General features: G+C 48.2%; 9 protein-coding genes. 2 read left to right on the forward strand and 7 right to left on the reverse strand.

Features of this window, described 5'->3' with window-relative positions; genetic code table 11:
* Positions 1 to 28 precede the first annotated feature (28 nt).
* From FQ015_RS18630 to FQ015_RS18650, 6 genes are all read right to left on the reverse strand, one after another.
* Complete coding sequence (locus FQ015_RS18630) at positions 29 to 1,153, reverse strand: ABC transporter permease (protein ID WP_001216257.1); 1,125 nt, start codon at positions 1,151 to 1,153, stop codon at positions 29 to 31.
* Positions 1,153 to 3,888 (reverse strand): ribosome-associated ATPase/putative transporter RbbA, encoded by a 2,736-nt coding sequence (gene rbbA / locus FQ015_RS18635; RefSeq protein WP_160524357.1) that lies wholly within the window; start codon positions 3,886 to 3,888, stop codon positions 1,153 to 1,155. Before rbbA ends, FQ015_RS18630 begins: the two co-directional genes overlap by 1 nt.
* Positions 3,885 to 4,952 carry an HlyD family secretion protein gene (locus FQ015_RS18640; RefSeq protein WP_000361505.1) on the reverse strand — a complete coding sequence of 356 codons (1,068 nt, stop codon included), beginning with the start codon at positions 4,950 to 4,952 and terminating at the stop codon, positions 3,885 to 3,887. Before FQ015_RS18640 ends, rbbA begins: the two co-directional genes overlap by 4 nt.
* Before the next feature lie 71 nt (positions 4,953 to 5,023).
* Positions 5,024 to 5,128, reverse strand: coding sequence for a hypothetical protein (gene yhiY, locus FQ015_RS24330; protein ID WP_213054493.1), 105 nt, complete (start codon positions 5,126 to 5,128; stop codon positions 5,024 to 5,026).
* Positions 5,129 to 5,317: 189 nt separating this feature from the next.
* On the reverse strand, positions 5,318 to 6,940 hold the full coding sequence (locus FQ015_RS18645; protein WP_160524358.1) for a DUF4049 domain-containing protein: 1,623 nt from the start codon (positions 6,938 to 6,940) through the stop codon (positions 5,318 to 5,320).
* 261 nt (positions 6,941 to 7,201) lie between these two features.
* The gene (locus FQ015_RS18650; RefSeq protein WP_160524359.1) at positions 7,202 to 8,809 is read right to left on the reverse strand and encodes a DUF4049 domain-containing protein; all 1,608 of its coding nucleotides are present in this window, start codon (positions 8,807 to 8,809) and stop codon (positions 7,202 to 7,204) included.
* 381 nt (positions 8,810 to 9,190) lie between these two features.
* Between FQ015_RS18650 and FQ015_RS18655 the strand changes: the two genes are divergently transcribed.
* Positions 9,191 to 10,243: a DUF2776 domain-containing protein gene (locus FQ015_RS18655; RefSeq protein ID WP_001028898.1), complete on the forward strand. Its 1,053-nt coding sequence runs from the start codon at positions 9,191 to 9,193 to the stop codon at positions 10,241 to 10,243.
* 307 nt (positions 10,244 to 10,550) lie between these two features.
* Here FQ015_RS18655 and FQ015_RS18660 read toward each other — a convergent pair whose 3' ends face one another.
* A complete protein-coding gene (locus tag FQ015_RS18660; RefSeq protein WP_160524360.1) occupies positions 10,551 to 11,753 on the reverse strand; it encodes an aminoacetone oxidase family FAD-binding enzyme in 1,203 nt (400 codons plus the stop codon).
* A gap of 231 nt (positions 11,754 to 11,984) precedes the next feature.
* Between FQ015_RS18660 and pitA the strand changes: the two genes are divergently transcribed.
* Positions 11,985 to 13,484, forward strand: a complete 1,500-nt coding sequence (pitA, locus tag FQ015_RS18665; RefSeq protein ID WP_000902780.1) for an inorganic phosphate transporter PitA — start codon at positions 11,985 to 11,987, stop codon at positions 13,482 to 13,484.
* Positions 13,485 to 13,745: the final 261 nt, after the last annotated feature.

The following is a 13,745-nucleotide window of genomic DNA, read 5'->3' on the forward strand; positions in this document are numbered from 1 at the left end:
TCACAATATGAAGTCAAGTTTCCCTTCCTTACGCCATTGTCCCAATCGTCTTCCTGAATCGCAGCAGCGCGATGGTGAAAAACGCGCCGCCAATTGCCATCAACGTCAGGAACTGCGGCCAGACGATTTCGAATCCGGCACCCCGGTAGAGGATGGCCTGCGCGAGGCTGACAAAGTGTGTCGTCGGCATGGTCAGCATAATGTCCTGCACCATCTGCGGCATACTTTCGCGCGGCGTGGAGCCACCGGAAAGCATTTGCAGCGGCAGTAGCACCAGAATCACCAGCAGCCCCAGTTGCGGCATTGAACGCGCTATCGTCCCCATAAAAATGCCGATTGACGTGGTGGCAAACAGACTGAGCGCCACGCCAAGCATAAACAGCGGGATCGAGCCTTCTATCGGTACGCCCAGCACGCCTTTTACCATCAGCACCAGCGATAATCCCGATACCACCAGCACCACCAGCCCCATCGACCAGATCTTCGCCATCATGATCTCAAACGGCGTTATCGGCATCACCAGTAAGTGTTCCACCGTGCCGTGTTCACGCTCGCGGATCAGCGCCGATCCGGTCAACACAATCGCCAGCATGGTAATGTTGTTGATGATCGCCATCACCCCGCCAAACCATGCGGGATCGAGGTTCGGATTAAAGCGCATGCGGGTTTCCAGCGATACCAACGGTTCGCTGTTATCACGGTAACGCGCGACAAAGCTGTTCACTTCACCGTTGATAATATTCTGGATATAACCGTTGCCAGTGAATGCCTGGCTCATGCGCGTGGCATCGACGTTCACCTGAATATCCGGCTGGCGTCCTGCGAGGACATCACGCTGAAAATTAGGCGGAATATTTATCGCGAAGGTATAGCGCCCGGCGTCCAGCCCGGCATCCATCTCATCGGCGGTGATCATCTCCGGTGGCAAAAACCACGGGCGATAGAAGCTGTTAACGATCCGGTTCGATAACTGCGATTGATCCATATCGGCAATGGCGATCGGCGCGAGGTTCAATGATCCTGGCGTGACGGTCGCTGACGAATACACCGACACTGTAAACGAGAAGACAATCAACGTCAGCATCGCTTTATCACCGAGCAGACTGCGCAACTCTTTGATACCCAGATTAAAAATATTGCGTAAATGGCGCATCATCCCTCCTGTTTTTTCAGCAGCAGGATGCTTAAGCCCATCACCAGTGGAATGGCTATCAGCAACGGGATAAAAAGTTGCCACAAATCAGTCAGATCCAGCGCCTTCGAGAACGTCCCGCGGGCGATAGTCAGAAAATGACTGGTCGGGTAAACCTCGCCGATCCAACGTCCCGGACCTTCCAGCGAAGCTACCGGATCGATCATCCCGGAAAACTGTGTCGCCGGAATCAACGTGATAATCGCCGTACCGAAAATGGCGGCAATCTGGCTTTTCATAAAAGTAGAGATCAGCAGCCCCATTCCGGTGGCAATGATGATATACAGCAGCGCCGCCAGGGTGAGCGTCAGGAAACTGCCTTTATGCGGCACGCCAAACACAAACACCGACAGGGCGCAGAGCAGGAAAAAGTTCAGCATTCCCAGCCCGATGTACGGTAGCTGTTTGCCAAGCAAAAATTCGCTACGGGTGGTAGGAGTCACGTAAAGGTTGATAATCGACCCCAACTCTTTTTCCCGCACTACGCTAAGGGCGCTTAACATCGATGGAATCATCATCAGCAACAGCGGGATCACCGCCGGAACAATCGCTGGCAGGCTTTTTACGTCCGGGTTATAGCGATAGCGTGTCTCAATATTCATCAGCCCGCTTTGGCTCGCGGGCGTGGATTGCCGACTCGCCACATCCTGTAGCCAGCTCTGGTGCATGGCCTGCACGTAACCTTTTACCGTTTCGGCGCGACTCGGCATCGCACCGTCGATCCAGACACCGAGTTCCACGGGCGTACCCCGCGCGATATCGCGCCCGAAATTGGGTGGGATTTCAATAGCCACGGTGATATCGCCCGCACGCATCCGGCGATCAAGCTCGTCATAACTGGTGAGCGGCGGCTGCTCGATAAAGTAACGGGAACCGGAGAGATTGAGCGTCCACGCCTGGCTACTGATGGTCTGGTCACGGTCGAGCACCGCAAAGCGCAGATTTTCCACATCCATACTGATGCCGTAACCCATTATCAGCATCAGGATCACCGTTCCCATCAGCGCCAGCGTCGAACGTACCGGATCGCGGCGCAGTTCCAGTGCTTCGCGACGGCTGTAGCTAAACAGACGTCGCAGGCTAAATCCCTGACGCGGCGCGTGGGTGGTGTCATGTACCACAGGCGGCGCTTCGGCTTCGTTGCTCTGCCCTGCCGCTTCCTGCAAATAGGCGATAAATGCCTCTTCCAGACTGGCGGCTCCGCGTTTCTCAACCAGTTCCTGCGGTGTACCGCTGGCGAGCACTTTTCCGGCGTGCATTAGTGAGATGCGGTCGCACCGTTCCGCTTCGTTCATAAAGTGGGTGGAGATGAAAATGGTCACTTTGTCCTGGCGCGAAAGATCCACCATTAACTGCCAGAACATATCCCTCGCCACTGGATCGACGCCAGAAGTAGGCTCATCGAGGATTAACATTTCCGGGCGATGAATCACCGCCACCGCCAGCGAAAGCCGCTGGCGAATGCCGAGCGGCAATGACTCCGGCAGAACATCTTCAACGTCGTTGAGCTTAAAACGCTCACTCATTTCAGCCACTCGCGCGGGAATTTCCGCTTCCGGAATGTGAAACAAACGGGCATGTAACTCCAGGTTTTGCCGCACGGTGAGTTCGTTATAGAGCGAAAACGCCTGCGACATATAGCCCACCCGACGGCGAGTATCGATATCTTTTGGATCAACCGGTTGCCCGAACAGCCACGCCTCACCTTCGCTGGCAGGCAGCAGTCCGGTAAGCATTTTCATGGTGGTGGATTTACCGCAGCCGTTCGAACCGAGGAAGCCAAAAATCTCCCCGCGTGGAATGCGGAAATTGACGTGATCAACGGCAACGAAGGAACCAAAACGCATGGTCAGATCGCGCGCTTCGATGGCAATCTCTGCGTTTTCAGGTTGATACGGTGGGATCACTACCGCCTGATGCGCCTGGCGTTGCGCTTGCGGTAACAGATTTATAAATGCTTCTTCCAGCGTGGCGCTTTGCGTTTGCTGCCGCAGTTCTTCGGCGCTGCCAGTCGCCAGTACTTCTCCGGCATTCATCGCTACCAGCCAGTCGAAGCGTTCCGCTTCTTCCATATAGGCGGTGGCAACCAGCACGCTCATATTGCTCTGCCGCTGGCGAATGCTATCGATCAGATCCCAGAACTGGGCGCGAGAGAGCGGGTCAACCCCCGTTGTTGGCTCATCAAGAATCAACAATTCCGGGTCGTGGATTAACGCACAGCACAGCCCCAGTTTTTGCTTCATCCCGCCGGAGAGTTTACCTGCCGGACGATCGCGAAACGGTGCTAACCCGGTGCTGGTCAGCAGCTCATTAATTCGGACTTCCCGCTCCGCTTTGTCGTGACCGAACAGGCGGGCGAAAAAATCGACGTTTTCATACACCGACAAGGTGTGGTAGAGGTTTTTGCCCAGTCCCTGCGGCATCCAGGCAATGCGCGGGCAGACGTCACGGCGATGCCTCGGGTCGCGCATATCGCCGCCCAGCACGATCACGTTGCCCTGCTCAATGACGCGGGCACCGGAAATCAGTGACAACAAACTCGACTTCCCAACGCCGTCCGGGCCAATCAGCCCGACCATGCAGCGGGCCGGAATATCGAGAGTGATATTGTTCAGCGCAACGGTTTTTCCATAATGCTGGCTCACGCCCGCCAGTTGCGCGACAGGCGGGACGGGAACCAGTTCCAGATGCGTCATTGCGGCAACCTCACCGCAAGGTCGTCAGGCCACGGAAGTTCTTCGTTCACCCGCACCCACGCCACGCCCGGCAAACCGGTTTTGACATATTCCAGATGTTGCTGGAGTAATTCCGGTGGGATACGCGCTTTGACGCGGAACATCAGTTTCAGCCGCTCATCGCTGGTTTCGACGGTTTTTGGCGTGAACTGGGCGACGCTGGCGACAAAGCTGATGGACGCAGGAATACGCAGATCTGGCGCGGCATCGAGGATCAGTCGGGCTTCGCCGCCCAGTTTCAGCGTGCCCGCCTGTTCGGTTGGCAGGAAGAAGGTCATATAGACATCGCTGAGATCGACCATATTTAGCACCCGACCGCCTGCTGCCAGCACTTCGCCTGGCTCGGCAACCCGATACTGCACGCGTCCGTCACGCGGGGCTTTCAGTTCACTGTCATCGATATCTGCGGCAATGCGCCGCTCAGTGGCTTGTGCCGCTTCGACGCGCGTTTGCGCCTGAATGATATTGGTACGTGCCGCTTCTATAGCCGCTTTAGAAGCCGAAACCTGGGCTTTTGCCGATTCCAGCGCAGCACGGGCGCTTTCGGCGGCGGCACGGTCGTCGTCCAGCTGTTGCGCAGAAATAGCCCCTCGTTGGGCGAGTGAGCGGGAACGCGTATGACGTTTAGCCACGGAGTCCAGTTCGGCCTGGCGTTGATTAACCAGTGACTGCGCGGCACGAGTTTCACTTTGCCGTTGCTCCAGCAAAGCCTGCGCGGCGGCAACGGCGCTTTGTGCTTCTTTGATTTGCGCGATGGCTTCCAGTCGCTGTTCCTGCAACACGCGAGTATCCATCTTCGCCAATACTTCACCTTCACGAACAAACTGGCCTTCTTTCACCAGAATGGTGTCGATACGCCCGGCAATTTTGCTGGCGATATCCACTTCCGTCGCTTCAATACGCCCATTGCTGACGGCAAAGCCTTCCGGCACACCTGCCGGGCGCAACAGCCACCACGCCACGACGGCAGCCACCGCCAGTAACCCGACAACCCACCACGCCAGATGGCGCTTACTCTTATCCATAATCGACCCGCCATAATCCCTGTAAGCAAACGACACGTGTTACAACTGCCGCCGAACGACGTTCAGCGGATTCATCCATCCGGGATAAGAAGGAAACGGCAAATACGACCAGCGCACAGAGCATTGAGCGCCAACGGGGAAGGCTTAGTGAAAACGGGTAGTAATGTTGTCATCATCAGCATTCCTGGCCGTAAATGAAACACGCATACTCATAAGTGTGATCTATAAAACTGGCTGATAAAACGGTATCCATCCTGTTGGATAGCGTTTCACGCCTGTTCAGTTGCAGGAACAGAGCATTCCTTTTTACGTTTTATCAACAGTCTCAACCAGATAGTAACATTAATATTCATGTTGTCTATGGTTCAAAGCTGTAACAGCGTGCGCCTTCTACTCAAAGGCATAAGTTCATTTCTGTTTTTTTCATGCTGGTAAGACGTCCAGGGAGCGGTTACCTCAGGCCCTGCACCAGGATTAATTTGGCAATTATGCATACTGTACATCCTTCCGGCATGTTTACTGTCACGGGCGTTCAGACCTAAAACAGCCCCCCTTTCACCTATGAGTTCTCTTCCACCATTACCGTTATGTGCAACAACTTGATTTATACCTAACATTTGTGAGCATGCTAATAGTGCTTCAAGTTTGGGCCTGTAATCTGTCGAGATGGAAAAATAACGATTAAAAGATTGACAAGAGATGGCCCGGCTAATTTTAAATTTTTTACCATTAATTATGGTATGATGCTTTTTATTAATGATTGCCGCTAATTCGACCGGATCGAGAACATTGGTCATTTCATCTTTAGAGACTGTTATCGGACCTAAAATGTAACGTTCGCGTTGTATGTCGAAAGTTATCCCATGATGATTTGCCATTATTTTATATTTGGGGTCATAGAAACATACAGGATAATCTTTTATCCCAGCGTAGGTATCTTCATTAAGTGGTTTCATGCGCGTGAAGTTCTGCATATAGTTACCATTGCAATTTGTTTCATGATTTCCAGCTAATACATGAACATTTTCATTGATACTCATTATGCATTTTAACAAATCGATGATAAATTGATCGCCACAGATATTACTAAACCGATCGCCGGTTTGGTCACCCAGAAACGTACATGGCGTCACTGCGCCTTTATTAATAACCAAATAAGTCTGAAGACTTTCTAAAACAATATCTCTTCTGTTCAGAATACTGATAATTGTATTGACATTAGTGTCTAGTTCTTCATTAAAGTTATTCTTTAATAATACGTTGAGAACTTCATCTTCTATATTAAGCAACTGACTAAGGAAATTTTCTCCTTCAGCCATAATACCCAAATGACCTGTTGCAGTAAGCGCATACAAAACGGCACCGACTGAGCCATCGGTATCACCGAAATAGGTCGGTCTGGTACTTGTAGGATCAACGGGTGAACAATTTGAGAAATAGACTCTATTAGCAAAATGGGCCTTTATTACTGTTTCGAATTTAATATCAAATATATTGTATTGCGAAGTTTTCCAGTCCCAGAGGGGTTTGTACGACTCAGTATCTACAATATCATTCATATTACCATCTTCTGTCATGGCATTAAGAAAACAAACAATGCTGCGCCAATTTATTTCTATGTTATCAAGAGGGCAACCGTAATTTTTTCCATTAATTGTCACAATAAACTGATAACTATTATTCCTGCGTAGGATATGAACACGCATGCCCGATAGCATACTATATTTTTCTGATTGATACGTCTGTATGGAAAATGAAATCTTGTCATCTTGAAAAGATTGTTGGAAACGTTCTATTTGCCAGTCATCTATTTTTTCCACAACTTCACCGAGCATTGTCCTGGCAATACTTGATATGTCATCACCTAAGCCATTTGCTATATACCCAAACAGTTCTTTAGTGAAGTTGGTAACATGATCTTGCATAATATCATTTGCGGGGATTGTCGTCGTACTGTCGTGAGTACCGGTCACAGCTCCAATTTTCATTTTTTACCTCATGCTATTCACTGCGAGGAATACGTAGTTAATATTTAATCTTATGACATACACCTCATGTTCGATGGAAAAACAATTATATTTTGCACAAATCATTCAGCCTTAAGGCATAATATGAAATTTCTTATCTCAAAGTAGACAAAATCCCTAGAGATTGTAGAGGTGTTATCAGAACATACCTCTACAATCGATTAAGAAAACCTATGAAATACTTTCAGGATTAATAAGACATACCACAGTATTCATGGAGTTTTAATGAGATTGAAAACAACTAAGCCCTGATGAATAAATTATTTTATTATTTTTATCACGTACTTCCTTCCGGGAATTTAGACCCATAATACCATTATCAAATTGTTGATTCTGACCTACCCCGAGCCCATGATGGCCATATTTTTGTCTAATGTATTTGCTGGGGTCTTCACATTTGAGTTTCTCTCCACATTTAAAGATATCTTCAGGTTTTGGTCTGAAAGCAGTAGTGTTATTAAAATAATCAGTATATAAAGCAGTGGGTTTCATCATATTGCTTCGGATTAGATGGAATAGAGGATCATCCATATGTTCTTTATGTTTTTTATTAAATATATTAGCTAATTCCTCAGGATCAGTAGGATTTTTCATCTGTTTAAATGGAACCTGCAAAGCACCGAGACAATAACATTTACTTTCTTCATTTCTTATTATTCCGTGATGACTGGTTAAAACTTTCCTTTCTGGGTCATAATTACAAACATCAAGCGTTTTAATTAAATTATATGTATCACCGGCGGAGAGTCTATGATTTGCCAGTCCTGCAGTATAGTTACCATTAAAATGGATTTCATGATTTCCAGCCAGAACGACGACATTTTTATTTATACGACTATCTTTATTACTCTCCGTATTCCGCATAGAATTTAGCAAAGTAAGTATGTATTGGTCACCAAAAATAGTACTACATCTATCGCCGGTATGATCCCCAAGGAAGATACAGGGGGTAATCGCATCGCCTTTTAAAAAAATATGTTTATGCAACTTATTCAGGGTAAGATCCCTTGAATTTAATAAATCGTAGAGTTCTTCATTCTTTTTATGTTTGTATGCAAATGAAGCCATGCTTTCGTGATTTAATAATTCACATAATAAACTCCAACCATTTTTACTGATGCCTATATGCCCTGAAACGAGCAATGCATAAAGTACAGCACCCACTCTTCCATCTGTATCGCCAAAATAAGCCGTGTTGGCATTTTGTGAGTTTATCTGACCACACTGTTTATAAAAATCTATATTTGAGAAGATAGATTTAACTCTGTCATCAAACTTTTCCTTAGTGAGCATCTCAGTAGAGACATCCCAACGCCAGTCAGGTTTAAAATTACCGCTAAGAAGAGTAAAGAAATTTTCAGATATGATAGAAAGCCCATCAATTTTATAAATTATGTCTGATTTATCTCCGGAGAAATTAATAAAATAATAACCATCCCTACGCTCAATCGTAACGGTTATGGGAGACGATAATTTTAACACATGGTTATTGTCTGGTATAATTGTAAAGATAAACGTGTCAGTATCCATGTTGGCGAAACTATTATATTCCTGGATATCTATAGAAGGTTCACTATTGTAAAGCGATGTTTTCACCGTCTGATGAAAATAGTCATTTACATTCCAGTGACCATATTGCAGGAAATAGATGATATGCAGGCCTGCATTGTTACCTATTTGCGAAAATTTATCCAGAATATTAACTTCAACTGTCTTTGAAAGATGTTTTTTATCAACCTTGCCATGGTGTTGATGATTGTTAACTTTATCTGAATGCTTATCTTGATGGCTTAAGGATTTGTTTCCAATCAGATTGTGAATTGCTTTCATAAATAACCTGTGATATTTTTGAATTGTTTGTTACAAAATAAACGATACATGTCTGAAAGACATATTTACGACGATATAAAGCAATAATAATTATATGTTCGCTGATTTTAAACACCGAGACCATCCGGTCTTTTACCAATAATGAAAAAGAATCCCTCCCTGGAAGATAATTGAAAAAAACAAGAGAATAAGAATTAATCTTAGGATAAATATTTATTTACCATGGCCTTTTGAACGCTGAAAAGTAGCGCTCTGCAAAGTAAACCCCGCTATAGTTATGCTATGCATTTGTCTTTAATGATATCTCGTCATTGTATTAACAGGCTGAAATTATCATTAATGCACATTTCAATATTAGCAGGGATACCTGAGGAGTTTAAAGTGAACATATATATCGGGTGGCTTTTCAAATTAATCCCTTTAATTATGGGCTTGATTTGTATCGCGTTAGGTGGCTTTGTGCTGGAAAGTTCAGGGCAAAGCGAATATTTCGTCGCGGGTCATGTGCTCATTTCTCTGGCAGCCATATGCCTGGCATTATTCACTACCGCATTTATTATCATTTCGCAGCTCACGCGCGGCGTTAATACGTTTTACAATACATTGTTCCCCATTATTGGCTATGCCGGGTCAATTATCACCATGATATGGGGTTGGGCACTGTTAGCAGGCAATGATGTGATGGCAGACGAGTTTGTCGCCGGTCATGTGATTTTCGGCGTTGGTATGATTGCCGCCTGTGTATCGACGGTGGCAGCGTCATCCGGTCACTTTCTGCTCATTCCTAAAAACGCAGCGGGGAGTAAGAGCGACGGAACACCGGTACAGGCTTATTCTTCATTAATCGGTAATTGCCTCATTGCCGTTCCCGTGTTACTCACCCTGCTCGGTTTCATTTGGTCGATAACGCTGTTACGCAGTGCCGACATAACCCCACATTATGTCGCCGGTCACGTATTGCTTGGGTTAACCGCAATCTGTGCCTGTCTCATTGGCCTTGTAGCCACAATCGTCCATCAAACACGTAATACGTTCTCATCCAAAGAGCACTGGCTGTGGTGTTATTGGGTTATTTTTCTCGGCTCAATCACGGTGCTGCAGGGCATATACGTCTTAGTCAGTTCCGATGCAAGCGCTCGGCTGGCTCCCGGCATTATTCTCATTTGCCTCGGAATGATCTGTTACAGCATATTCTCAAAAGTCTGGCTACTGGCACTGGTCTGGAGACGTACCTGCTCGTTAGCCAACAGAATTCCGATGATTCCCGTCTTCACCTGCCTGTTTTGCCTTTTCCTGGCATCGTTTCTTGCGGAAATGGCGCAGACCGACATGGGATATTTTATTCCTTCGCGGGTTCTGGTCGGTTTGGGAGCGGTATGCTTTACGTTGTTCTCAATCGTTTCAATATTAGAAGCAGGTTCTGCTAAAAAATAATTGCAACGTACCGGATAAAACCAGCGTCGACCAATTGCGTAACGCTGGTTTTTCTTAGGTATCATGAAATAACTTAACATTGATGGTTAAGTATAAAAAAACAGTAAAGTTACTGTCTTTTTTCAACCTGTTCATATTTTATAAAGATCTGGACTTCGGTCGATTTTTAATCACCATTCCCCCACCTTATATTAAGCATGGAGGGATTCAGTTCACGGGCTTATTAGAAAATAATCACAAGATAGCCACTATCAAAATTAGCTCATTTTTAATGCGGCTCTAATAATTTTCATCTTTAGGTAATAGGTCAGGACGACTTCGCTGCAATCAAATCCTGCGCACAAGCCCACGCACTCGACCACGCCCACTGGAAGTTATAGCCCCCCAGCCAGCCGGTGACGTCCATCACTTCGCCGATGAAATACAGCCCAGGCACTTTGCGCGCTTCCATCGTCCGTGAAGAGAGTTCGTTGGTATCCACGCCGCCGAGCGTCACTTCGGCAGTGCGATAGCCTTCAGTGCCGTTCGGCTGCACACGCCAGTCGGTCAATGTGCTAATCAGTGCCTGTTGGTCACGTACGTTGAGCTGTTTTAGCGAGACATCCGGGATTTGCCCGAGTTGTTGTAAGCGTTCAACCAACCGCTTCGGTAGATGAACCGCCAGTGTGTTTTTCAGGCTCTGATTCGGATGTGCGTTACGCTGTTCATTCAGGAAGGTTTCGAGGTCCACATCCGGTAGCAGATTGATACTGACAAATTCACCCGGTTGCCAGTAGCTGGAAATTTGCAACACCGCCGGTCCAGACAAGCCGCGATGGGTGAAGAGTAAGTTCTCACGGAAAACGGTGCCGTTTTCAGCGGTAATCACGGAAGGCACCGCCACGCCTGCCAGCACCTGTAACTCTTCGAGCAACGGTTTATGCAGAGTGAATGGCACCAGACCCGCGCGGGTCGGCAGCACGTTGAGGCCAAATTGTTCGGCAATCTTATAACCAAACGGCGACGCGCCCAGCCCTGGCATTGACAGTCCACCGGTCGCGATGACCAGCTTTTCGCAACCGACAGTCATGCCGTTCAGTTCAAGCATGAAGCCTGTATCATCCTTCGCCACGCTCAGCACTTCGCTACGCAATCTAAAGGTCACATTGCCCTTCTCGCACTCATCCACCAGCATGTCGACAATCTGCTGCGCGGAGTCATCGCAGAAGAGTTGCCCTAACGTTTTCTCGTGCCAGGTGATGCCGTGTTTATTGACCAGATCAATGAAATCCCACTGGGTAAAACGCGCGAGTGCAGACTTACAAAAATGCGGATTCTGGCTCAGATAAGCGCCCGGTTCGACATAAAGGTTGGTAAAGTTGCAGCGCCCACCGCCAGACATGAGGATTTTGCGCCCTGGTTTTTTACCATTATCGATCAGCAGAACCCGGCGTCCTGCCTGACCTGCCTGCGCAGAACAGAACATACCCGCCGCACCAGCGCCTATAATAATGGCATCAAACCTTTCCACGTTGCGCTCCTCTAAGAAAAAACGGGCGTGAATTGTAAAGATTCCTCAGTGGCCGCACCAGCATCAATATTACTAAAAGGAAGTATTTGCCTGAATTATATAAGATAATTATTTTTTGAGTGCAATCTATACAGGAGGCAAATCAAAAAAAGTCTATATTTCACTTTGCCCGCGCCGCGAAAGTCACTGATAATGCGCCGCGTTCATGTCCTCAAAATGGCGTAACGTCCTATGCTACATTTGTTTGCTGGCCTGGATTTGCATACCGGGCTGTTATTATTGCTTGCACTGGCTTTTGTGCTGTTCTACGAAGCCATCAATGGTTTCCATGACACAGCCAACGCCGTGGCAACCGTTATCTATACCCGCGCGATGCGTTCTCAGCTCGCCGTGGTTATGGCGGCGGTGTTCAACTTTTTGGGTGTTTTGCTGGGTGGTCTGAGTGTTGCCTATGCCATTGTGCATATGCTGCCGACGGATCTGCTGCTTAATATGGGATCGTCTCATGGCCTTGCCATGGTGTTCTCTATGTTGCTGGCGGCGATTATCTGGAACCTGGGTACCTGGTACTTTGGTTTACCTGCATCCAGCTCTCATACGCTGATTGGCGCGATCATCGGGATTGGTTTAACCAATGCGTTGATGACCGGGACGTCAGTGGTGGATGCACTCAATATCCCGAAAGTATTAAGTATTTTCGGTTCTCTGATCGTTTCCCCTATTGTCGGCCTGGTGTTTGCTGGCGGTCTGATTTTCTTGCTGCGCCGCTATTGGAGCGGCACCAAGAAACGCGCCCGTATCCACCTGACCCCAGCGGAGCGTGAAAAGAAAGACGGCAAGAAAAAGCCGCCGTTCTGGACGCGTATTGCGCTGATCCTTTCCGCTATCGGCGTGGCATTTTCGCACGGCGCGAACGATGGTCAGAAAGGCATTGGTCTGGTTATGTTGGTATTGATTGGCGTCGCACCAGCAGGCTTCGTGGTGAACATGAATGCTACTGGCTACGAAATCACCCGTACCCGTGATGCCATCAACAACGTGGAAGCTTACTTTGAGCAGCACCCTGCGCTGCTGAAACAGGCTACCGGTGCTGATCAGTTAGTACCGGCTCCGGAAGCTGGCGCAACGCAACCTGCGGAGTTCCATTGCCATCCGTCGAATACCATTAACGCGCTCAACCGCCTGAAAGGCATGTTGACTACTGATGTGGAAAGCTACGACAAGCTGTCGCTTGATCAACGTAGCCAGATGCGCCGCATTATGCTGTGCGTTTCTGACACTATCGACAAAGTGGTGAAGATGCCTGGCGTGAGTGCAGACGATCAGCGCCTGTTGAAGAAACTGAAGTCCGACATGCTTAGCACCATCGAGTATGCGCCGGTGTGGATCATCATGGCGGTCGCGCTGGCGTTAGGTATCGGTACGATGATTGGCTGGCGTCGTGTGGCAACGACTATCGGTGAGAAAATCGGTAAGAAAGGCATGACCTACGCTCAGGGGATGTCTGCCCAGATGACTGCGGCAGTGTCTATCGGCCTGGCGAGTTATACCGGGATGCCGGTTTCCACTACCCACGTACTCTCCTCTTCTGTCGCGGGGACGATGGTGGTAGATGGCGGCGGCTTACAGCGTAAAACCGTGACCAGTATTCTGATGGCCTGGGTGTTTACCCTTCCGGCTGCGGTACTGCTTTCCGGCGGGCTTTACTGGCTCTCCTTGCAGTTCCTGTAATCGCACGCACCAAAACGAGCGGGTCAGCTGGCCCGCTTCAGATTGTTGACATAGTGCGCTTTGTTCATGCCGGATGCGGCGTGAACGCCTTATCCGGCCTACAAAAACATGCAAATTCAATAAATTGCAGAGATTATGTAGATACTGTTATGGCCTGCAAGTTTTTTTCTACCCCGGTTTCCCGGATTGCAGGCATGCCAGACACAGCGCCGTCAGGCGCTGTTTTTTTCATCCCTTCCGCGATTTTTACGCCGCTACCGG

Source organism: Escherichia sp. HH26CH (assembly GCF_009820205.1).
Classification (GTDB): domain Bacteria; phylum Pseudomonadota; class Gammaproteobacteria; order Enterobacterales; family Enterobacteriaceae; genus Escherichia; species Escherichia coli_F.